Below are 20,992 nucleotides of genomic sequence, written 5' to 3'. Positions count from 1 at the left end.
AGGTCACCTGTTACACCCTTAAGAAGCACGGTTCGGCCCGAAGCCCGCCGACGAGCGGGCGACAGCGGCGATTCGGCGGCCGACGCGCCGGCCTACGGGTCGCGGCGGTTCGTCGCGGAGCACGGCGGCGTCCCGCGCTCCTTATGAGCGGTCCGACCGCAGTGCCGGGCATGTACGAGGTCGAGATCAAGGTACCGGCGGACCTGGACGCGACGCGAGAGCGCCTCCGCGAGGTCGGGGCCGAGCACGTCGCCGCCAAGCGACAGCGCGACACGTACTACGACGCGCCGCACCGCGAGTTCGCCGAAACGGACGAGGCGCTCCGGATCCGGCGCGAGATGCCGCTGTCGGACGGCGAGGGGTCGGCGTCCTCCGCCGACGACCCGGCGGCGACGATCACCTACAAGGGACCCCTCCTCGACGAGGCCTCGAAGACCCGCGCCGAACACGAGACGGGCGTCGACGACGGAGAGGCGCTCGCGGCGGCCCTCTCCGGGCTCGGCTTCGAGCCGGCCGCGACGGTGGAGAAGCGGCGCGAGTTCTGGGCGTACGACGGGTTCACCGTGACGCTCGACGCCGTCACCGGGCTCGACGAGTACGTCGAGATCGAACGCGCCGTCGAGTCCGAAGGCGAGGTCGACGCGGCGCGCGAGGCAGCGATCGAGGCGCTCGACCGGCTCGGCCTCGACGCCGACGACCAGGTTCGCACCTCCTACCTCGGGCTGCTGCTCGCCGGCGAGGACGACTGAGGCAGTCAGCCGTCCTCGTCCCCCGTCGGCCGCTTCTCGGAGAGGACCGTCCGCTCGAACTCGCAGACTAAGACGTCGTCGTCGCCGTCGACGATCTTGAACGCTTCCACGCGCATGGTGACGACGCCGCGCTCGCCGTCGCTCGTCTCGCGCTTGTCGGTGACCGTCGAGCGGGCGCGGATCGTGTCGCCGTGGAACACCGGGTTCGGGTGTTCGACGCCGTCGTACGAGAGGTTCGCGACGATGGTGCCGTCGGTCGTCTCCGGGATCGACATCCCGACCGCGAGCGACATCGTGTACAGTCCGTTCACCAGTCGCTCGCCGAACTCCGTCTCCGCGGCGAAGTCGGCGTCGAGGTGGAGCGGCTGCTGGTTCATCGTCATGTCGCAGAAGCGCTGGTTGTCGGCCTCGCTTATCGTCCGCCGCGTCGCGTGGTCGATCGTCTCGCCGACTTCGAACTCCTCGTAGTACAGTCCGGGCATGGGCCCCCGCTCGACCGGCGGCGTGAAATCGGTACCGCTCTCGGGGCGGCCGTCGGGTTTTATCTGCCCGCCCGCGCACCCCCGCACATGCCACGCCGAAGCCTGCTGTTCTCGCCCGGCGACAGCCCCGAACTCATGCGGAAGGCGCCGGGAACCGGCGCCGACGTGATCTGTTTCGACCTCGAGGACGCCGTCGCGCCCGGCCGGAAGGACGAGGCGAGGGCGGCGGTCCGCGAGGTGCTCGCGGACCCCGCCTTCGACCCGGACGCGGAGGTCTGCGTCCGACTCACCGCCGAGTCGCCCGCGGCCGACCTCGACGGAGTGATCGGTACCGACAGAGAGGGGGGCGGCGACGCGGTCACCCTCGACGCGGTGATGCTCCCGAAGGTCGAGGGCGCGGGTCGGGTCGAGCGCGTCGCCGAACTGTGCGCCGAGCGGGGCCGCGATCCCGCGGTGTTCTCGCTCGTCGAGACGGCGGCGGGCGTCCTCGCGGCGGAGGCGATCGCGGCGGCGGAGGCGACCGACGCGGTCGCGTTCGGCGCCGAAGACCTCGCCGCGGACGTGGGCGCGACCCGGACCGACGAGGGGACGGAGGTGCTGTACGCCCGCGAACACGTCGTCCTCGCCGCGAGCGCGGCCGGCGTCGACGCGCTCGACACGGTCTACACGGACTTCTCGGACGAGTCGGGGCTCCGGGAGGACGCCGCGTTCGCGCGCCGGCTCGGCTACGACGGGAAGCTGGCGATCCACCCGGCGCAGGTAGGCCCGATCACCGAGGCGTTCACCCCGGACCCGGACGACGTCGAGTGGGCCGCGGCGGTCCTCGACGCCCGCGACGAGGCGGAGGGGGAGGGACGCGCCGTCTTCCAGGTGGACGGCGAGATGATCGACGCGCCGCTGATCGCGCAGGCGGAGCGGATCCTCGACCGCGCGCCCGACGGGACCCGCTGAGTCGGATCGGTGGCCCGGCCGGCGTTCGGGTCGCGACCCGCCCGGCTGTCGCTGTGGACGGGGTCGACCAGCATCGCTCGATCGGCGTCGATGCGCGTCGTTCGGACGGTGTCGGCACGCACAATTTCCGTACCGGTCGCCACAGTTAACCACCGCCCACCGAGACTGATCGTATGACTACGGAGGCGAATCCGTTCGAGAGCCTGCGGGAGCAGGTAGACGACGCCGCGGCGGTCGTCGACGCCGACTCGGGCGTCATCGAGCGCCTGAAGAACCCGGAACGGGTGTTGGAGACGAACCTGACGTTCGAGCGCGACGACGGCTCGCTGGAGACGGTGCGCGCGTACCGCGCGCAGTTCAACGGCGACCGGGGGCCGTACAAGGGCGGGATCCGCTATCACCCGGGCGTCACCCGCGACGAGGTGAAGGCGCTGTCGGGCTGGATGGCGTACAAGTGCGCCGTCGTCGACGTCCCGTACGGCGGCGGGAAGGGCGGCATCGCGATCGATCCGGCGGACTACTCCGAGTCCGAGCTGGAGCGACTCACGCGGGCGTTCGCGACGGAACTCCGGCCGCTGATCGGCGAGGACCGCGACATCCCCGCGCCGGATGTCAACACCGGCCAGCGGGAGATGAACTGGATCAAAGACACCTACGAGACCCTCGAAAACACCACCGCCCCCGGCGTCATCACGGGGAAGGCGCTCGACTCCGGCGGCAGCGAGGGTCGCGTCGAGGCGACCGGTCGCTCCGTCGCGCTGTCGGCCCGCGAGGCGTTCGACTGGCTCGACCGCGACGTCGCGGACGCGACCGTCGCGGTTCAGGGGTACGGCAACGCCGGGTCGATCGCGGCGGCGCTGCTCGACGACCTCGGCGCCGACGTGGTCGCGGTCTCCGACTCCGCCGGCGGGATCCGCGACCCCGAAGGGCTCGACCCCCGCGACGTGAAGGCGCACAAGGCCGAGACCGGGTCGGTGACGGGCTACCCCGGCGCCGACGGCCTCACGAACGACGAGCTGCTCACGCTCGACGTCGACTGCCTCGTCCCGGCCGCGCTGGAGAACGCGGTCGACGCCGAGCTCGCGGCGGACGTCGGCGCCGACCTGATCGTCGAGGCGGCGAACGGTCCGCTCACGCCCGACGCCGACGACGTGCTCGCCGACCGCGACGTCAACGTCGTCCCCGACATCCTCGCGAACGCGGGAGGCGTCACCGTGTCGTACTTTGAGTGGGTCCAGAACCGACAGCGGTTCAGTTGGACCGAGGCGCGCGTCAACGAGGAACTGGAACGCGTGATCACGGAGGCGTTCGACACGCTGGTCGACACCTACGAGTCGAACGACGTCCGCAACCTCCGCACCGCGGCGTACGTCGTCGGTATCGGTCGGATCGTGGACGCGTACGATCAGGCCGGAAACTGGCCGTAACGGGACTCTTTCGCCGTTTCAAAGGGCGCTCTACTCCAGCGTCGCGTCGCGGACCTCGATGTGACCGCGGTCACCCTCCCAGACCGTGTCGTACGTCAGGTCGATGCGGCGGTCCATGTGCGGGCCGTCGACGACGTACGTCTCGAACTCGCCGCCCTCGCCGAGCGGGTGGACGCCGTACTCCTCGCGGAGCGCGAGCAGGTCGTCGAGCGCGTCCGCGTCGTACCGTCGTCCGAGCCATGATTCGTCGAGCCCGTACGCCGCCACTTGGATGATCCGGATCTCGAAGTCGGCGTCGAACATCGCCTCCGCGAGTTCGACCGGGTCCCGCTGCCACAGCGGGGCGAACAGGTCGATCCCGAGCCGGTCGCACATCCCCCGAATCCGGTCCGTCTGGAACTCGCTCTCGACGGCGCCGGCCGTGACGCCGGCGAGGTCGTCCGCGGCGGCGATCTCTCGGAGCGCCGCCTCCATCGGCTCCAGCTCCGCGTCGCCCTGCGCGCCGGCGTCGTCGACGTCTGCGGCGCCGAAGTCGTCCGGCGACACCTCGACGAGGTCGACGCCGACGCTCTCGGCCGCGAGTTCGGCGAGCTCGGTCGCCGGCGTGTGGTACATGTACGAGTCGCCGGCGGGGTGGACGGTCAGCAGCCGCGAGACGTCGAGCCCTTCCTCCAGCGCGCGGTACAGGGCCCACGAGGAGTCCTTGCCGCCGGAGAAGAGGCTCACCCAGTTGCTCATGACCGGGGGAGGGAGTCGCGCGGATAAAGAGTCGGCGGTCGGACGGCGAGGGAGCCGCGAATCGCACGCCGCACGCGGGACCGGCCGCGGCGAACGCGCCGCCTCAGTCGGAGATGAACTCGTTGTCGCGCCAGTTGACGCCGCCGTCGCCCTCGCCGGCGCCCTGCGGGCTCTCGACGACCTCGATGCTGGCGGGGCGGGGTTCACCTTCGACGATCCGGGTCGCCTCCAGTTCGCCGTCCTCCTCCGTGATCGCGGTGAGCGTCCCCTTCTCGGAGAGCGTCGCGATCTTGCGGAGCACGCGGAACATCGGGTACTGTAGCGCGGAGTTCTGGAGGACGGTCTCGCGGTCGCCCTTGAAGCAGGCGAACTCGACGAGCTCGGAGGGGATCTCCTCCTCCTCGTCGTCCATCCACTGGGGACCGCCGGCGCGGGGCGGCTCCTCCTCCCAGACGCGGGTCTCCGTGACCGACGCCTTCAGCTGCGCCGTGGGCGTGTACTTGCTGATCGACTCGTCGTCGGACAGGGCCTTGATGATGAGTGTGTTGTTTCGACGCGTGATATCGATGTCGTCGATCTCCTCCGGCAGATCGGGGTCTTCGTCGAAGTACGTCTCTACGTCTTCGAGTGGCAGTTCGAGCGTCGAATGGAGTCGGAACACGCGGCCTGTCATTGTTTGTGGAATGCGGTGGGGTCGAACCGGTGGTCACGGCGGCGGCGGCAACGGCCGCACCTACCGTAGCTACGCACCGTAGGTTTATATGGACTGCCCTTCGAGGTGTCAGGATCCGCGTGCACGTCGCGCCCGGACCGGAGGATCAACGGCGGGGGCGACGGCTCACTCGGCGCCCAGTTCCGCGGCGAGCTCGCCGCGCTCGTCGAGTTCGCCGAGCACGTCGCTGCCGCCGACAAACTCGCCGTCGACGAACGTCTGCGGAATCGTCTCCCACCCGCTGTGAGACTCCAGCGCCTCGCGGTACTGCGGCAGCGCGGGCAACACGTCGACCGTCTCGAACTCCTCGACGTGCTGGGAGATCAGCTCGACGGCGCGCTGGGAGTAGCCACACTGGGGCATCAGACGGTTCCCCTTCATGAAGAGTACCACGTCGTTGTCGGCGAGGACCGTCTCGACTCGCTGTTCGATCTCTTCGGCGTCGGCGTCGGCTTCGGGACTGAACGTCATACGGCTCGATACGCGACGCCGAGGCAAATGGGTTCCGCACGGGCGGGCGACGTGACGGGCCGACCGCCGACCGGCTCGGCGCTTACTCCTCGCGGTCGACGCGCACCACGTCGACGAGCGAGTAGACCGGAACGCCGTCGATGTCGTCGTACCCCATCTTGTCGACGAGGACGACGCACGCGACCGGCTCGCCGCCCTGCTCGCGGATCGCGTCGATCGACTCCCGCATCGTCGTCCCGGAGGTGATGATGTCGTCGACGACGTAGCAGTCGCGGTTCCGGATCGCGGCGAAGTTCCGCGAGAAGCCGCCGCCGTGCTCGTCGATGTCGCCCTCATCCCACTGGTGTTTCGCGGGGGCGTACGTACCGAGGTCGGTGTCGAGCCGGTCGGCGACCGCGGTCGCGAGCGGCGCGCCCGCCTTCTCGATGCCGACGGTCAGGTCGACCGCCTCGCCCTGTTTGGCCAGCAGGTCCGCCATCGCGCTCGCCGCGAAGCCGAGGCGGGTCGAGTCGCGCCCGAGCGCCGACCAGTCGACGTGGATGTCGGCCGACGCCGCCGCGTCCGCGGCCGCCTCGTCCGTCTCGGCGCCGCCGCCGCGCTCGACCAGCCAGCTCGCCGTCTCGCGGGAGACGTTCAGTTCGTCCGCGATCTCTCCCTTCGAGAGCCCCCGCTCCGCGAGCTCGGCAGCGCTGTCGATGAGGTCGTCAACGTTCTTCATACGCGGCAAATTCGACCGCCGTTTTAATAGTCGTGTCGTCATCCGCGAACGCGGCCTCGAAGTCGTCGAGCCCGTGGACGCCGGTCACGAGATCATCGAGGAACCCGTCGGAGAGTCGCGAGAGCGACTCGACGGCCGACTCGAAGTGCCCGTACCCGGAGTTGACGCTGCCGACGAGCGCCTTGTTGTGGAGGACGAACTCCCGGTGGAGCCGGCCGCCGTCGATTTCGAACTCCCAGTCCCCCGGGACGCCGAGGAGCGCGCCGACGCCGTTGGGCGCGAGCGCCTCGATCGTCTCGAAGGCGTGGGGCGCGTAGCCGGTCGCCTCGAAGACGAGGTCCATCGGCTCGTACGCCTCGGGCACCTCTGGGATCGCGGTGTCGTTGGAGTTCACGTACGTCGCTCCGAGCGACTCGATGATCTCGATCGTCGGGTCGGGGCGCTCGCGCCGTCCGAGACAGTAGATCCGGTCGAACGACTCGTCGAGGGTCGCCACGGTCAGCAGGCCGAGCGACCCGTTCCCCAGCACGAGCGCCGACTCGGGCTCCCAGTGGAACGCCGACCGGCTGGCGTACGCGTGCTCGATCGCCTTCTCCGCGATCGAGACCGGTTCGACGAGGAAGCCCCAGTCGGCGAGCGCCGGGGGGATCTCGACGAGAAACTCGGCCGGGCTGGTGAAGTACTCCGCCATGAACCCGTGCGCCCCGACGATGCCCCGCTCGTGGTACTCGCCGTCCGGCGCCATGTCGGGCTCGCCGCGCGCGAAGTACTCGTTGGCGCCGTTCGGCGGGCGGCGGACCGTCGGGACGACGACATCGCCGACCTCGAACGGCGTGTCGTTCGGCTCCTCGATCACGCCGACGGCCTCGTGACCCAACACGAGGTGGTCCTCGCCCGCGGGCGCCCCGCCGTGTCCGCCGGCGATGACCTCGTGGTCGGTCCCGTCGACGCCGACCCGGAGCGTCCGAACCAGCGCCTCGCCGGGCGCGGGCTCCGGTCGCGGTCTTTCTGTCACGACCGGTTCGTCGGCTCCCTCGTAGACGGCAATCGCGTCCATACCACGACCCAAGCGGTCGGCCCTCAAAAGATTTCTTTTATTTCGAGTAAACACGTGTGGGGACTCCACCGTGGAGTTTTCACCCGGTCGGCCGTACTCGCTGGCGTGTGTACACTGACTCTGGCGTGGCGGACGTTCGGCGACGCCCCCGTCGCGCTCGCCGCCACCCGCGACGAGGCGCACGACCGCCCGAGCGAACCGCCGGCACTCCGAGAGGGCGACGGCGATAGCGGGCAGGGTGACGGCGGAGACGACGGCGAGGGGTTCGACGGCGGCGGCCGGTACGTGGCCCCGCGCGACGCCGAGGCCGGCGGTACGTGGATCGGCCTCTCCGAGGACGGTCTCGTCGTCGCCGTCACGAACCGCTGGCTCGACGCCGACCGCGAGGGCGACCGCTCCCGCGGGCTGCTCGTGCGCGACTGCCTGACGGCCGCCTCCGCGGAGGACGCGGTGCGGACCGTCGAGCGCGAACTCGACGAGCGCGCGTACGACGGCTTCAACCTCGTCCTCGCCGACGACCGCGCGGCGTTCCTCTTGGTGTACGACGGCGGCCTCGCCGTGACCCGGCTCGACCCGGGCGTCCACGTGATCGGCAACGTCGGCGGCGTGGTCAACGGGACGGAGCGGTTCGCGGTCCCCGAGCGACGCCGGGCGTTCGGCGAGGAGCGGGCCGACAGCACGAGGCAGATCGCGGCCGCGCTCGCCCCGGAGCCGGGGGAGTCGGGAGCGTCGTGGCTCGACCGCGCGAGCGCCGTCCTCGCGGACCACGAGTACGGCGCCTGCCTCCACGGCGACGGGTTCGGAACGCGCTCGTTCACCCGGATCCGGACCGGCGGCGACCCCGCCGTCGCGTACGCCGACGGACCGCCCTGCGAGACGCCGGCCGAGGCGGTGCCGCTCCCGGCCGACTTCGCGACGGGCCGGGCGTAGCGGGGCGGAGCGGAGCGTACCCCGGCCGCCGTGCGACTCGGTACCGAGACGGGCGGGACGTTTTTACCTCGGAGACGGACGTAGCGGTCATGCGGCTCCTCGTCTTCGGCGACCTCCACCTGAAGCCCGCGGCCGACGACTACGACCTCGCCGCGGTGTCGCCGCCGGCGGACGTCGACGCCGCGCTCGTCCTCGGCGACCTCACGCACCGCGCGGGCGACGACGATGCCGAGCTGGCCCGCCGGTTCATCGGGCGACTCGCGCCGGACGTGCCGGTCGTCTACGTCCCGGGGAACCACGACCCAGCGCCGATGCCGAGAGAAGTGGTCGACACCGCTCTCGGGGCCACCGCGGAGCACCTAAGCGCGCGGACGCTCGGGAACCTCACCGTGGTCGGGTGGGGCTGCGAGCGCCGGTCGCTCGCCCCGTCGCTCCCGCAGACCGACTTCGACGCGCTCGACCCGCGGACGGCCCCTCGCGAGGACCGGAGACACGCCGCCGACCGTCTCGCGGACGACCTGCTCGACGCGTGTCACCGCGTCGTCAGCGGAGCGGCGTCGACCGAGGAGGTCGCCGCGTCGCTGGGCATCGCGGACGAGGAGGCGGTCGCGTTCCACCGCGGAATGGCCGAAATCGAGACGACGTACGAGCGGCTTTCGGACCGCCTGCGGCGCCGTTCCGACGTGCTGCTCGCGACGCACGTGCCGCCGTTCGGTACGTCCTTCGATCGCCATCACGCGGTCGGTACGCGCGAGACGGACCGCGAGCACCTCCACACCGGGTCGATTGCGCTCGCCCTCGCGGTCCGAGACCACGACGTGTTCGCCGCGTTCAGCGGTCACTCGCACGCGTTCGGGTACGACCCCGGTGACGGCGACGGCGGTCGACCGCACCTGCTCAACCTCGGCTTCCGCGGCGTCGGCGTCGTGACTGTCGGCCCGGCGCGGGGAGAGTTCGCGTTCACGCGCTGGTGAGGCGGCGCTCGCGCGGGCTCGGGGCGGGCCGAGCGGAAGGCCAGTTTTAACCGATTCGGGAGGCGTGAGAGAGTATGAGCGCGTCTGAAATCGAGTCCGACCTGTCGGCGGACGAGCGCGCCGGTCTCGAACTCATCCGCGAGACCGGCGGCATCCACCAGAGCGACTTCTGGAAGGAACTCGATGTCTCGTCGCGGAAGGGGAGCCGCATCGCCGATGCGTTAGAGGAGTCGGGCCTGATCCAGCGGGAGGACACCGTCTACAACGGCCACAACACCTACTACCTGGAGCCCGCCCCGCGCGACCTCGACTTCTCGCTGCTTATGGCCGACGACATGCTCTCGCCGTTCATCGGCGAGGAGGAGGTCGACGCGCAGGCGGACGCCTTCTCGCAGTGGATGATGAACCTCGCGTACGAGGAGTACTGAGGCCGGCGGCGGGCGACTCTGCGCCGCCCCGCTTCGAATACGGTCCTGCCAGTTTCATCGACGTTCGCAGCCCACCGCTGCCCCGAGGGTTTTACTCGATCGGATCCGGATCGATCCCGTATGAACAGGGCCCTCCCGCTCGCACTCGGCGTCGGCGTCGTCCCCGCGCTCGGCGTGTACGCGCTGGTCTCGTCGGTCCCGACCGCGCTCGGAACCGCCGCCGTCTACGTCGGCGCGGCGTACTTCTACTTCGCGTTCGACATCTCGCTGCTCGCCGCCGCACCGCGGTTCGACGACCGCAGCGACAGGCTCGGGTACGGCGTCGGCCTCTTCGGACTGAGCGTCACCCCGATCCTGTTCGCGCAGTCCGCCGGCGGCGGCGACGCGACGGTGTTCGGCTTCGTGATCGCGTTCTTCGGCGCGGTCGCCTTCCTCACCCTCAGCGAACAGGCGCGCCGCCGTCGGGGCGGCGGAGAATGAGACCGCGGCGGCGCTCGACCGCGGTCAGAGGAACAGGACTCCGAACAGTGCGATCCCGACCGCCAGCGTCAGGATCAGCACGCTGCGGCCGATCCCGGACTTGATCTCGACGTCGCTGCCGACACGTCGGACGGCCGCCTGCGGGTCGGTGACCGTCCGGACGGTCGCCGTCGTGAGCCCGACGACGGCGCGGTCGACGGCGGCGTAAAGCTCCGTGACGCCGACCACGAGCCCGCGGGTGCCGTAGAACACGGCGGGGTTGTACAGCGAGTCGACGTCCGGGACCCGCCCCAGCTTCGAGAGCGGCTTCTTGGTGAGCGCGAAGCCGATCAGGCCGAGGACGGCGAGGGCGACGCCTTCGATCAGGTGGTCGACGGTGTACGTCTTGTACACCTTCTCGACGACGGCCTCGCTCGTCACGTCGAACGGGAGGATCCCGAACAGTCCCACGTCGGCCGGGACGACCGCCGCGAGCGGCGAGGTGGGAACGAGGACGCCGTAAGCGACGCAGAGCACCGCCACCGCGCCCATCGCGACGCTCTGCCCCCGGTTGGCGTCCCGCACGTCGCCGTCGTAGCTCCCGTGGAAGAACGCGTAGTAGCCGAACTTGATGAACGACATGAACGTCCCGATCCCGCCGAGCAGGAGCAGCCATTCGAGCGTATGGAAGTCGCCGATCGGGAGCGGGCCCTTCGGGAAGGTGTAGTGGCTCCCGGAGATGATGATCCCCTTGCTGACGAAGCCGTTGAACCCGGGGAACCCCGCGATCGACAGCGCGGCGATCGTGAACGCGCCGGCGGTGACCGGCATGTCGCGGGCCAGCCCGCCCAGCTTCTTCAGGCTCTCCTCGCCGGTCCGGTAGACGACGACGCCGGCCGTCATGAAGAGCAGCCCCTTGTAGAGGATGTGGTTGAACACGTGGGCGAACGCGCCGGCCTGCGACAGGGCCGACCCGATGCCGACGCCGGCGATCATGTAGCCGACCTGCGACTGGATGTGGTACGAGAGCAGCCGCCGCATGTCGTTCTGGAACAGCGCGAACGTCGCCCCGAACACGGCCATCCCGCCGCCCATGTAGGCGATCGCGACGTGCCCGTCGGGGAACGCCCGGTACATCCCGTAGACGCCCGTCTTGGTCGTGAACACGCAGAGGAAGACGCTGGCGGCGATGTGCGGGCGCGGATACGTGTCGGGGAGCCACGCGTGGAGGCCGATGAACCCGACGTTGACGCCGATGCCGACGGCGGCGAGCGCGGCCGGGAGCCCTGCCACGATCCCCGCCGTCTCGGGGCCGCCCGGCACCGTGGCGAACAGGAAGGTCCCCTTCGCGACGTAGTTACCGAGTATCGCCGCCATCAGCAGCGTCCCGCCGAGGCCGTGGAGCAGCGCGTACCGGAAGCCGGCCCGGACCGCCTCGCCGCGGTAGTGCCAGACGAGCAGCGTGCTGGTGACGGCCATCAGCTCCCAAAAGAACAGCAGCGTGAGCCAGTCGCCGGCGAACACCGCGCCGAAGCTCGTCGCGACGTAGGAGAACGCGAACGCGGTCTGAATGCTCTCGGCCTCGCTCGCGTACGAGTAGAGGACGGCGACGACGCCGATGATCCCGAATATCAGCCCCATGAGCCGCGAGAACTCGTCGACGTTGAGCAGGACGGCGTCGAAGCCGAGGAACGTGGCCTGGAGGTGCGCGCCCGCCGGGACGGTCCACGCCCAAGCCACCGCGACCCCGGACGCGGCGACGCCCAGCGCGTGCCCGACGCGGCGGGGCGTGAGGGCGATCAGCGCGGCGATGACGAGGAGGACCGGACCGGGCGGGAGGGCGGTGAGCGCGGCGGTCATCAGCCCATCACCCCCGGGAGCGAACCGACGACGGTCTCGATTATCCGGAGGAACACCGCCGTCCGCGGGACGACGCCGAGCAGGACCGAGAGGCTCGCGGCCGTCAGGATCGGCCCGAGCATGAACCACGTGCTCTCGGCGCCGCGCCAGCCACGAACGTCCCACCCGCCCGCCGGCGGGCCGCCGTGGTGGTCGTCGTGACCCTCGTGCGTCGCCGCCTCGTGGTCATCGCCGTGCGCTGCGGTCTCGTCAGCGCTCGCGTGCGTCGCCGCCTCGTGGCCGCCGTCGGCGCGGGGGCTCCCGCGGCCGCCGAGCGCCGCGGTCACGAGCGGCTTCTTGTCGTGCCCGTCCGGTGACTCGAAGTACGCCTGGTACACGATCGGCCAGAAGTACGCGATGTTGAGGACGCCGGACACCAGCAGCGCGCCGGCAAACATGAGGCCGCCGCCCTCCAGGGCGCCGATGACGATGTACCACTTGCTGACGAACCCGGCTATCAGCGGGATGCCGGCCATCCCCGCGGCTGCGACGGCGAACGCCGCCATCGTCAGCGGCATCCGGTCGCCGATGCCGGCCATGTCGCTGATGTCGTCCGTGTGGGTCTCGACGTGGATTGCGCCCGCACAGAAGAAGAGGGTGAGCTTCATGAACGCGTGCGCCGGGATGTGGAGCAGCCCGCCGACGAGCGCCTCGCCCTCCAGCAGCGCGAGCCCGAGGACGATGTACGACAGCTGGCTGATCGTCGAGTACGCCAGCCGCCGCTTGAGGTTGTCCTGCCGCAGTGCGATGACGCTCGCGGTCAGGAGCGTGATCGCGGCGACGACCGCGAGCGGCGCCGCCACGCCCAGCTCCGCCATCGTCTCCGTGCCGAACACGTCGAGCACGACGCGGGCGATGCCGAAGATGCCGCTCTTGACGACCGCGACCGCGTGGAGCAGCCCCGAGACCGGCGTCGGCGCGACCATCGCGTCGGGGAGCCACGAGTGGACCGGCATCAGCGCCGCCTTGACGCCGAACCCGCCGGCGAGGAGGCCGAACGCCACGCGCGCCAGCGTCGGGTCCGCGCCGGCGAGCGCCTCGATCCCGCCCGGCGTGAACGCCGTGGTGCCCGTCAGCACGTAGACGAGCGCGGTCCCGCCGAGCACGGCCACGCCGCCGCCGAAGGTGTACGTGAGGTACTTCCGGCCGGCCGCGCGGGCCTCGTCGGTCTCGTCGTGCGTGACCAGTGGGTACGTCGACACCGTCAGCAGCTCGTAGAAGACGAACAGCGTGACGAGGTTCGCCCCGAACGCGACCCCGACGGCCGAGGCGAGGCTCGCGGCGAACGAGGCGAAGTAGCGGGTCTGCGCGTGTTCGCTCAGTCCGCGCATGTACCCGATGGAGTAGAAGCTCGTGACGATCCACAGGAGGCTCGCGAGCAGCGCGAACAGGATCCCGAGGGGGTCCGCGCGGAGCACGAGCGAGATACCGTCGCCCAGCTCGCCGATCCGCGTGACGTAGGTGGTCCCCGAGAGGACGCCGGGGACCATGCTGGCGACGAGGGCGAACTTCGTCGCGGCGACGGTGAGGGTGACGCCCTCACGGACGTTCGGCCGCGATCGGAGCGAGAGGATGACGGGGATGGCCACGGCCGACACGAGCACGGCGAACAACGGTCGAAGGGAGGTGACGTCGGTCATTGGAGCATCAGCTCAAACACGGTCATGTCGATCAACTGGTCTATCACCGGGACGGCGGCCGCGAGTCCCACGGCGAGGACGGCGGCGACGACGACGGTCACGATCATGGCCGTCGAGACGCGCTCACCCCCGTCGGCGGCGACCGCCTCCGGCGCGATGGTTGCCTCGGCAAAGTAGAGTCGTTCGGCGAGCCGCGCGAAGTACGCCAGCGTCAGCAGCGTGCTCGCCAAGAGGACGGCGACCACCGGCCAGAACCCGGCGTTCACCGCGCCGAGGACGATGTACCACTTCCCCATGAACCCGACGGCCGGCGGAACGCCGACCATCGCGAGCGCCAGCAGCGTGAAGGCGCCGGTGGCGGCCGGCGCGCGACCGGCGATCCCGGCGTACCCGCCGACCGTCGTCGCGCCGGTCTTCCGCTCGATGATCCCGGTCGCGGCGAAGAGGCCGCCCTTCATCACCGCGTGCCCGACGAGGTGGACGGTCGCGCCGACGACCGCCAGCGGCGTCGCGATCGCGAATCCGGCGATCACGAGGCCGAACTGCGACACCGACGAGTACGCCAGCATGCGCTGAACGTCGGACTGCGCGACGGCGAGGGCGCTCCCGGCGACGATGCTGACGCAGGCGACGGCGACCAGCGCCTGGCGCGCGATCGGAACCGCCTCGATGAAGTCGACCGTGAACACGGAGAACAACACGCGCGCCAGGGCGTACGCGGAGACCGTGGAGACGAGCGCCGAGATGAACGCGCTCACGCTGTCCGGCGAGTCCGCGTACGCGTCGGGTTGCCAGGTGTGGATCGGGAACAGCGCGACCTTCACTAAGAGTCCGGCGACGATCAGGCCGAACGCGGTTAAGACGAGCGTCGAGTCGTATCCCGCGGCGGCGAGTTTGTCGCTGAGGTCCGCCATGTTCAGCGTGCCAGTGGCGGCGAGCGCGTAGCCGACGCCGAGCAGGTACAGCGACGCGCCGATGGTTCCGATGATGAGGTATTTCAGGGCCGCGACGGCGGACCGGGCTCCGGGGCCGCTCGCGACCAGCCCGTACGCCGCGAGCCCGGTGATCTCAAGGAAGACGTACAGGTTGAACACGTCGCCGGTCACGGTCATCCCGGACAGGCCGGCGACGAGGAGCAGGAACTGCGAGTAGAACGAGTTCTCGTGGGGGCCCGCGTGACGTGCGTACGCGAGTACGCCGAGCGAGACCGCGCTGATGAGGGCGACGAGTAGGATCGTCAGTCCGTCGGCGACGAGTTCGATCCCGTAGGGGGCGACGAACCCGCCGACCGCGTACCGAACGACCCCGTCGGTCCAGACGGTCCACGCGAGCGCGCCGGCGAGCGCGGCGTGCCCGAGGGCCGTCGCCGTCGCGACCGCCCAGCCGACGCGGTCGTAGCGGAGACTGGCCAGCGGCGGGACCGCGGCGCCGAGGATCGGCAGGACGACCAACAGGACGATCAGGTGGTCAATCATGGTAGAGTTCCTCCAGGGTGTGCTCGTCGAGCGTGCCGTACTCGGAGTAGACGCGCACGACCAGTGCGAGCGCCACCGCGGTCAGGCTCACGCCGACGACGATGGCGGTCAGGATCAGCACGTGCGGCAGCGGGCTCACGTACGGGCCGGCGCCCTCGGTGACGACCGGGGGATTGCCGCCTGCGCGGTACGCGAGCGTGATGAAGAACAGGAAGATCCCGGTCTGGAACACGTTCATCCCGATCACCTTCTTCACGAGGTTCCTGGATTCGATCACGGTGTACAGCCCGATCCCGAGCAGCAGGACGACCGCGTAGTAGTTGTAGTGCGTCGTGAGTAAGTCGAGTGTCATGAGGAGTCCCCCTCGGCGACGCCGTCGAAGCCGGCCGCAAGCAGGAAGAATAGCCCGATCGCGACAGCGGCGACGATGGCGCCGATGCCGAGTTCGACGAGTTCGATTGCGTACTTGATCGCGTGGCCGAACAGCGCCTCGAACTCCGCGTACTGGAGGAACTGTCCGCCGAGCGCCATCGCGCCGAGACCGATCCCGACGAACGCGAACACGCCCCCGGAGGCCAGCGCGGAGACGACGCGGACGTCGAGCCACTGACGGGTCGAGTCGATGCCGTACGCGAAGGCGAGCATCATCACCACGGACCCGGCGATGACGCCGCCCTGGAACCCGCCGCCGGGCGAGTCGGCCCCGTGGAACATGATGAACAGCGCGAACGTGAGGATGAACGGGGCGACCAACCGGACGGTGGTCATGATGATCGTCGACTCGACGTACAGCCCGGGCCCCTCGTCGTCGCCCGCCGCCGGGTCCGCGTCGCCGGTGCTCATGCCACCACCTCGCGGCGCAGTACTGACAGCGTGACGACGACGGCGCTGAAGACGACCACGCCCTCGCCGAGCGTGTCGAAGCCGCGGTACGCGGCGAGGACGGCCGTCACGGCGTTTTTGACCTCGGTCTGGTCGTACGCGTTCTCGAGGTAGTACTGGGTCACCTCGCCGCCGACGACCGCCGAGTTCGGGTCGCCGATGGCCGGGAGCGCGGGGACCGTCGCGCCGACGAGCAGGACGAACCCGGCGACGAGCGCCGCCGTCTGCCACCCGATCGACTCGAACAGGCGGTCGACGTCCGGCGAGGCGGTGTTCGACAGCGCCAGCAGGAACAGCACGGTCATGATGCCGGCGCCGACGGCCGCCTCCGTGAGCCCGACGTCGGGCGCCTGAAGCACGAGCCAGAGCACCGAGACGCCGAGACTGTACGCCGCGAACGCCATCACCGCCGCCAGCGTGTCCTTCAGCAGGGCCGCGCCGACTGCGCAGCCGAGGACGAACACCAGCAGCACGGCTTCGATCAGCGAGGGCGTCATGGCTCGTCACCCTCCTCGGCGGTCCACGGTTCGATTCCCTGGTCCTGCGCCGCGCGGGCGACGGCGTGTGCTGCCGTCGGGTTCGTGATGAACATGAACAACAGGAGGAAGACGGACTTCGCCGTCGAGAGCCCCGACTGGAGCGCGAGCGCGGCGGCGGCGATCGCGAGGATCGCCCCCAACGTGTCGCTCTTCGAGGCGGCATGCGAACGGGTGTAGACGTCCGGCAGTCGGACGAGGCCGACCGCGGCGACGCCGCCGAAGAAGGCCCCGGCGAGCGCGAGGGCGACGATGCCCCACTCGGTCGGCGTCACAGCACACCCCCGCGCTCGACGTTGAACTTCGAGAACGCTATCGACAGCAGGAAGTTCAGCAGAGCGTACACGAGCGCCACGTCGAGGAACGTCGACTGCTGGAACGCCGCGGCCACGAGCGTGATGGCGATGACGGTGTTCGTCCCGGCGACGTTCACCGCGATGACGCGGTCGTGGGTCGTCGGCCCGTCGTACACCCGGTACAGCGCGACGACGGCGAAGAGGACGAAGGCCGCCGCGATGGCCAGCAGCGCGGTCTCGAACTCAACCATCTCGTCCCTCCCCGGCGTCGCCGCGTTCGCGCGGCGTCGGGATCCGGGCCGCCGCGCGGCCGTAGAAGACGAACCGAACCGCGCGCTCTAACCCGCCGTCGAAGAGGTCCGCGCGCGAGTCGGCGGTCAGCGAGTGGATGTCGAACGAGCGCTCGGAGACGTTGACGGTCAAGGTTCCGGGCGTGAGGGTGATGCTGTTCGCGAGCGTCGTCACCGCGCCGTCGCCCCAGACCGCGGCGCGGAGCTGAACGACCTCCGGGTCGATCGGCATGTCGGGGTGGAGGACGACGTACGCGACCTGGAGGTTCGCGACCGCGATCTCCTTGACCAGATACGGGGCGTACACCAGCAGTCGAGCCAGCCGGCGGAGCGTCACCCCGAGCGGCGCGGAGCGGTTCGCCACGACCGGCGCGAGGACGAGGGAGACGATCGACGCCGTCACGAAGCCGGTGAAGAAGTCGAGCGGCTTCCAGGCGCTCAGCGACATGTAAAACAGGTACGAGACGACGAAGACGGAGAGGTACTTCGACAGCGACGCCGCGCGGGCGAGCACCGCCCCCTCGGTCGGTCGGTCGACCGGCGCCGTCTCGACCGGCACGTCGCCGCGGGCCAGCTCCACCGACATCGGCTGGAGCATCGACGCGGTGCCGCCGGGCTTGTACTCCGGGTCGACGACGATCCGGTCGATACCCGCCGCGGCCGCGTACTCGAGGAGCGCGTCGGCGTAGTCGCCCGGGCTGAACAGGTACCGGTCGGTTCCGACGGTGTCGGTGACGACGGTGAGCCACCCGGGGGCATCGGCCGCATCGGCGGGCGCTTCGCCGTCGGCGTCCGCCTCGGACTCGCCCGCCGCGTCCGCCTCTCGGTCCTCCCGAGCGACGACCGTCCCCTCGGCCGTCTCCTCCTCGACCCAGAGGGCGACGCGTTCCAACTGTTCGCGGGCTGTGCCGAGCTCCGTCGGGGCGTCGGGGCTGACGGCCTGCGTCCGAGCCGCGAGGACCAAGTGAATCTCGACCGGCGCCGGGGCCGTCTCGGTCGCCAAGTCGACGACGTACGAGACAGTGTCTCGGAGGCTGTCCGAGTCGCCGACGGGAACGAGTATTCGGCGGGCGTCTGTGTCTGACATGTGTGAACTGTCTCTCACGTCTTCGTGCGAAAAACGCGAGACTATCCAGTGTGGCAAAACAATGGCAAAGTCAAAACTATTTCGTTATCCCACGGTTTCGCTCTCGGATCGCCCGAGGACGCCGGCGAGTTCGTCGGCGACGCGGGCGCCGAGCCCGTCCTTATCACCGACGAACTCGCGGGTGTCCCCTCGGCCGACGAGCAGCGCCCGCGTCGCCTCCTCGCCCATCACGCTCGCGTCGTTGGCGACCACGAACGAGAGCCCCACGCGGTCGCGGATGCGCTCCGCTTCCGCCACCATCGCCGCGTCGTCGCCCGACGTCTCGGCCTTGAAGCCGACGATCGGGAGGTCGGGATACGCCTCGCGCACCGAGTCGATGAGCTTCGGCGTCGGCCTGAGATCGACCGACAGCGGCGATCCGGACCGGATCTTCTCGTCGACGGCGTCGGCGGTGAAATCCGAGATGGCGGCCGCGGACACCAGCGCGTCCGCGGTCGCGGCGGTCCGCCGACAGGCGTCCATCATCTCGTCGGCGGTCTCGACGGCGACCACGTCGGCGTAGGGGACCTCAGGGCCGTCCTGAACGAGCGTCACGCGCGCACCGCGGACGTAGCACGCCCGCGCCAGGGCGCGGCCCGTCTTCCCCGACGCGCGGTTCGTCAGGATGCGGATCGGGTCGATCCGCTCCTTCGTCGCGCCCGCGGTGACGACGATATGCGCGTCCGAGAGGGTCTGGGGCGTCGTCGCGCGGGCGACCTCCGTGACGATGTCTTCCTCGGCGGCGATCTTCGCTTTCCCCTCCTCGATACGCGGGTCCGCGAAGCGGATCCCCCACGACTCCAAGCGGTCGAGGGCGTCGAGGACGCCCGGGTGGTCGTACATCGGCTCGTGCATCGCCGGGGCCATCACGACCGGTACGTCCGCGCCGAGCGCGGTCGTCGCACAGGTCGTCACGGGCGTGTCGTCGACGGCCGCGGCGATCTTCCCCGCGGTGTTGGCGGTCGCGGGCGCGAGCAGGAGCACGTCGGCCCACCCCTCCCGGCCGCATAACTCGACGTGTTCGACGCTGCCGGTGATCTCCGTGACGACCGGCTCGTCGGTCGCGAAGTCGACCGCCCACGGGTGGACGATGTTCGTCGCCGCCGGGGACATGACGGCGCGGACGCTCGCGCCGTGGCGGCGCAGTTCGTGCGCGAGTTCGACGACCTTCACCGCCGCGATGCTCCCCGAGACGCCGAGCGCGACGTTGACCCCGTCCAGCATTACCGAGACCGTTCCCCCCGCGACGGCTTATAAGATGCCGTTGCGGAGCGACCCGAGTGACCGATCGCGACGTGGTGTCCCGAGATTCATTCATAAACATGCGGTGCGGTGGCGCGTGCCTGCGAGCGGCCGCCCCCGGCGGCCGCGAGACAGGACGCGCGAGGGAGTCCGTGGTCCGGAGCGAAGCGGAGGACCACCGACAGGGCGAGAGCCCCGCTCTCGCTTACAACCGGACGTCGTCCGGTGACGAGGCTGGGGAGGCGTGAGGCGCGGTTGCTGTGCGGGCGGGGCTTTGGAGGAGTCCGCCACTGATCCGCGGTTAGCCATCTATACTCAACGTCGAAAGTTTTGAGACACAGAAGCTCATCGTTTGAGTATGTCCAAGGACGGGAACAAGATTCCCGATCTTTCAGTTGAGCGCGTCCGCGAGCAGCTCGCGGACGAGCGTGATCCGAAAGCAATCAAACGGCTCACTACTGCACGCGAATATCTCGCTGGGCTATCTCCAGATAAGATCGAGGAAAAATACGGATGGCCTCGTCAGACAGTGTACAACTGGTTGGATCGCTTCGAAGAGCGCGACTTTGAAGACGCGCTCTACGACGACGAACGTCCAGGAAGACCGCCTGAGCTCTCTGACGAACAGTTCCAACAATTCGCTGAAACACTCAACCAATCACCCGAAGAAGCTGGATACGATGAGCCTGCTTGGTCGAGTATACTAGCTCAACAACACCTCATAACTGAGTTTGATGTTGCACATTCCCGGCGTCACGTTCAGCGACTAATGAAAGAGGCCGAGGTTTCCTGGAAGAAACCTCGGCCAGAACCAGCCTCGGCTGACGAGGAAGATCTTGAACGGTACGACGACGAGCTCAAAAAAAGTCGGGAGACGGGATGAAGACAGGCTGGTCATAACGATTGATCAGTTCAGGAAATCGGTTGGAGCTGATCTCAGATATGCGTGGTTTCCGATTGACGAGAGGCCGACAGTGAACGTGTCGGCCTCTCGTGATGGAATCAATTTCTTGGGCGGTCTCACCGAGAACGGCGAGACCATGTTTTTGGAATGCGCTGGTTCGTTCAACAAGGAAACGACGGTTCGATTTCTCCAGTCACTTCAGGCAAGATTCGGAGAGAAGCTACTCGTAGTTCTCGACAAAGGTTCCTATTTCACAGCGAAGAAAGTCAAGGAGTTTGCCGAGAAATCGAAGCTAGAGCTTCTATATCTCCCGACTGGGATGGCTAAGCTAAATCCAACCGAAGAGTGTTGGCGACAACTTAGATCAGCTCTTGGTAATCAATACTTTGGAGAAGTTGACGAACTTCGGAGTGAGATCCGCTCAGCGATGAAAGAGATTGATCCGCCCGGAGTATATCAATATCTCTGTCGGTGAGTATATAAATGAGCGAGTGAGCCTTCGGGAACGATCGCCTCGTGAGTGGACCCGAATTACTCTACATCGGTGTTGTAATACCCGAACAGGAAAACGACAAACCCGAATATCAGCCAGAATAGCAGGCTCGG

The 20,992-nt window shown here is 69.1% G+C and carries 24 protein-coding genes; 8 read left to right on the top strand and 16 right to left on the bottom strand.

The features are described from left to right. The first annotated feature begins 170 nt into the window (after nucleotides 1-170). Nucleotides 171-749 (top strand): class IV adenylate cyclase, encoded by a 579-nt coding sequence (gene cyaB, locus EO776_RS05695; RefSeq protein WP_089307811.1) that lies wholly within the window; start codon nucleotides 171-173, stop codon nucleotides 747-749. A gap of 5 nt (nucleotides 750-754) precedes the next feature. Here the strand turns inward: cyaB and EO776_RS05690 are convergent, their stop codons facing one another. After that, the gene (locus tag EO776_RS05690; RefSeq protein ID WP_094520952.1) at nucleotides 755-1,231 is read right to left on the bottom strand and encodes a MaoC family dehydratase; all 477 of its coding nucleotides are present in this window, start codon (nucleotides 1,229-1,231) and stop codon (nucleotides 755-757) included. Between the two features lie 87 nt (nucleotides 1,232-1,318). Here EO776_RS05690 and EO776_RS05685 point away from each other — a divergent pair, with 87 nt between their 5' ends. Continuing rightward, nucleotides 1,319-2,182: an HpcH/HpaI aldolase/citrate lyase family protein gene (locus EO776_RS05685; protein WP_049929997.1), complete on the top strand. Its 864-nt coding sequence runs from the start codon at nucleotides 1,319-1,321 to the stop codon at nucleotides 2,180-2,182. 173 nt (nucleotides 2,183-2,355) lie between these two features. Continuing rightward, on the top strand, nucleotides 2,356-3,609 hold the full coding sequence (locus tag EO776_RS05680; protein ID WP_089307814.1) for a Glu/Leu/Phe/Val family dehydrogenase: 1,254 nt from the start codon (nucleotides 2,356-2,358) through the stop codon (nucleotides 3,607-3,609). 30 nt (nucleotides 3,610-3,639) lie between these two features. Here the strand turns inward: EO776_RS05680 and EO776_RS05675 are convergent, their stop codons facing one another. From EO776_RS05675 to EO776_RS05655, 5 genes are all read right to left on the bottom strand, one after another. Beyond that, nucleotides 3,640-4,347, bottom strand: coding sequence for a diphthine--ammonia ligase (locus EO776_RS05675; protein WP_094520950.1), 708 nt, complete (start codon nucleotides 4,345-4,347; stop codon nucleotides 3,640-3,642). 103 nt (nucleotides 4,348-4,450) lie between these two features. Continuing rightward, the gene (locus tag EO776_RS05670; RefSeq protein ID WP_049930001.1) at nucleotides 4,451-5,020 is read right to left on the bottom strand and encodes a DUF7110 family protein; all 570 of its coding nucleotides are present in this window, start codon (nucleotides 5,018-5,020) and stop codon (nucleotides 4,451-4,453) included. Nucleotides 5,021-5,185: 165 nt separating this feature from the next. Then, nucleotides 5,186-5,530: a glutaredoxin family protein gene (locus tag EO776_RS05665; protein WP_049930003.1), complete on the bottom strand. Its 345-nt coding sequence runs from the start codon at nucleotides 5,528-5,530 to the stop codon at nucleotides 5,186-5,188. Between the two features lie 82 nt (nucleotides 5,531-5,612). After that, complete coding sequence (gfcR, locus tag EO776_RS05660; protein WP_049930004.1) at nucleotides 5,613-6,248, bottom strand: transcriptional regulator GfcR; 636 nt, start codon at nucleotides 6,246-6,248, stop codon at nucleotides 5,613-5,615. Then, nucleotides 6,235-7,305 carry a glucose 1-dehydrogenase gene (locus tag EO776_RS05655; protein ID WP_094520949.1) on the bottom strand — a complete coding sequence of 357 codons (1,071 nt, stop codon included), beginning with the start codon at nucleotides 7,303-7,305 and terminating at the stop codon, nucleotides 6,235-6,237. The genes gfcR and EO776_RS05655 overlap by 14 nt, the downstream gene beginning before the upstream one ends. 105 nt (nucleotides 7,306-7,410) lie before the next feature. Here EO776_RS05655 and EO776_RS05650 point away from each other — a divergent pair, with 105 nt between their 5' ends. The 4 genes from EO776_RS05650 (at nucleotide 7,411) to EO776_RS05635 (ending at nucleotide 10,117) form a co-directional block, all read left to right on the top strand. Continuing rightward, complete coding sequence (locus tag EO776_RS05650) at nucleotides 7,411-8,235, top strand: NRDE family protein (RefSeq protein ID WP_094520948.1); 825 nt, start codon at nucleotides 7,411-7,413, stop codon at nucleotides 8,233-8,235. A gap of 89 nt (nucleotides 8,236-8,324) precedes the next feature. Beyond that, a complete protein-coding gene (locus tag EO776_RS05645; RefSeq protein WP_089307817.1) occupies nucleotides 8,325-9,209 on the top strand; it encodes a metallophosphoesterase family protein in 885 nt (294 codons plus the stop codon). 74 nt (nucleotides 9,210-9,283) lie between these two features. Further along, the gene (locus EO776_RS05640; RefSeq protein ID WP_049930010.1) at nucleotides 9,284-9,637 is read left to right on the top strand and encodes a helix-turn-helix transcriptional regulator; all 354 of its coding nucleotides are present in this window, start codon (nucleotides 9,284-9,286) and stop codon (nucleotides 9,635-9,637) included. A 120-nt stretch (nucleotides 9,638-9,757) separates the two neighbouring features. Beyond that, entirely contained in the window at nucleotides 9,758-10,117 is a 360-nt protein-coding gene (locus EO776_RS05635; protein WP_049930011.1) for a hypothetical protein, read from the top strand. Nucleotides 10,118-10,141: 24 nt separating this feature from the next. Here the strand turns inward: EO776_RS05635 and EO776_RS05630 are convergent, their stop codons facing one another. From EO776_RS05630 to coaBC, 10 genes are all read right to left on the bottom strand, one after another. Next, nucleotides 10,142-11,956, bottom strand: coding sequence for a Na(+)/H(+) antiporter subunit D (locus EO776_RS05630; protein ID WP_094520947.1), 1,815 nt, complete (start codon nucleotides 11,954-11,956; stop codon nucleotides 10,142-10,144). Continuing rightward, nucleotides 11,956-13,635: a cation:proton antiporter gene (locus tag EO776_RS05625; RefSeq protein WP_094520946.1), complete on the bottom strand. Its 1,680-nt coding sequence runs from the start codon at nucleotides 13,633-13,635 to the stop codon at nucleotides 11,956-11,958. Before EO776_RS05625 ends, EO776_RS05630 begins: the two co-directional genes overlap by 1 nt. Continuing rightward, nucleotides 13,632-15,110 carry a monovalent cation/H+ antiporter subunit D family protein gene (locus EO776_RS05620; protein ID WP_094520945.1) on the bottom strand — a complete coding sequence of 493 codons (1,479 nt, stop codon included), beginning with the start codon at nucleotides 15,108-15,110 and terminating at the stop codon, nucleotides 13,632-13,634. Before EO776_RS05620 ends, EO776_RS05625 begins: the two co-directional genes overlap by 4 nt. Next, the gene (locus EO776_RS05615) at nucleotides 15,103-15,462 is read right to left on the bottom strand and encodes a cation:proton antiporter subunit C (RefSeq protein ID WP_049930017.1); all 360 of its coding nucleotides are present in this window, start codon (nucleotides 15,460-15,462) and stop codon (nucleotides 15,103-15,105) included. Before EO776_RS05615 ends, EO776_RS05620 begins: the two co-directional genes overlap by 8 nt. Next, nucleotides 15,459-15,953 (bottom strand): MnhB domain-containing protein, encoded by a 495-nt coding sequence (locus tag EO776_RS05610; RefSeq protein ID WP_049930018.1) that lies wholly within the window; start codon nucleotides 15,951-15,953, stop codon nucleotides 15,459-15,461. The genes EO776_RS05615 and EO776_RS05610 overlap by 4 nt, the downstream gene beginning before the upstream one ends. Next, nucleotides 15,950-16,489, bottom strand: a complete 540-nt coding sequence (locus EO776_RS05605; protein WP_094520944.1) for a DUF4040 domain-containing protein — start codon at nucleotides 16,487-16,489, stop codon at nucleotides 15,950-15,952. Before EO776_RS05605 ends, EO776_RS05610 begins: the two co-directional genes overlap by 4 nt. Next, the gene (mnhG, locus tag EO776_RS05600) at nucleotides 16,486-16,803 is read right to left on the bottom strand and encodes a monovalent cation/H(+) antiporter subunit G (RefSeq protein WP_094520943.1); all 318 of its coding nucleotides are present in this window, start codon (nucleotides 16,801-16,803) and stop codon (nucleotides 16,486-16,488) included. The genes EO776_RS05605 and mnhG overlap by 4 nt, the downstream gene beginning before the upstream one ends. Continuing rightward, nucleotides 16,800-17,075: a cation:proton antiporter gene (locus tag EO776_RS05595; protein ID WP_049930024.1), complete on the bottom strand. Its 276-nt coding sequence runs from the start codon at nucleotides 17,073-17,075 to the stop codon at nucleotides 16,800-16,802. Before EO776_RS05595 ends, mnhG begins: the two co-directional genes overlap by 4 nt. After that, nucleotides 17,068-18,201, bottom strand: coding sequence for a monovalent cation/H+ antiporter subunit E (locus tag EO776_RS05590; protein ID WP_049930026.1), 1,134 nt, complete (start codon nucleotides 18,199-18,201; stop codon nucleotides 17,068-17,070). Before EO776_RS05590 ends, EO776_RS05595 begins: the two co-directional genes overlap by 8 nt. An 84-nt stretch (nucleotides 18,202-18,285) precedes the next feature. Further along, entirely contained in the window at nucleotides 18,286-19,464 is a 1,179-nt protein-coding gene (gene coaBC / locus EO776_RS05585) for a bifunctional phosphopantothenoylcysteine decarboxylase/phosphopantothenate--cysteine ligase CoaBC (protein ID WP_049930028.1), read from the bottom strand. 376 nt (nucleotides 19,465-19,840) lie between these two features. On the opposite strand from coaBC, the gene EO776_RS05580 reads away from it, so the two are divergent. Next, nucleotides 19,841-20,861, top strand: a protein-coding gene (locus EO776_RS05580) for an IS630 family transposase (RefSeq protein WP_100050522.1) whose coding sequence is annotated in 2 segments (ribosomal slippage) — nucleotides 19,841-20,341 and nucleotides 20,343-20,861 — 1,020 coding nt in all. Because the reading frame shifts where the segments join, the coding sequence is not laid out codon by codon here. Nucleotides 20,862-20,992 lie beyond the last annotated feature (131 nt).

Source organism: Halorubrum ezzemoulense (assembly GCF_004126515.1).
GTDB classification, from domain to species: domain Archaea; phylum Halobacteriota; class Halobacteria; order Halobacteriales; family Haloferacaceae; genus Halorubrum; species Halorubrum ezzemoulense.
The sequence above is the reverse complement of the archived record's forward strand: the minus strand, read 5'-3'. Positions and strand labels throughout refer to the sequence as shown.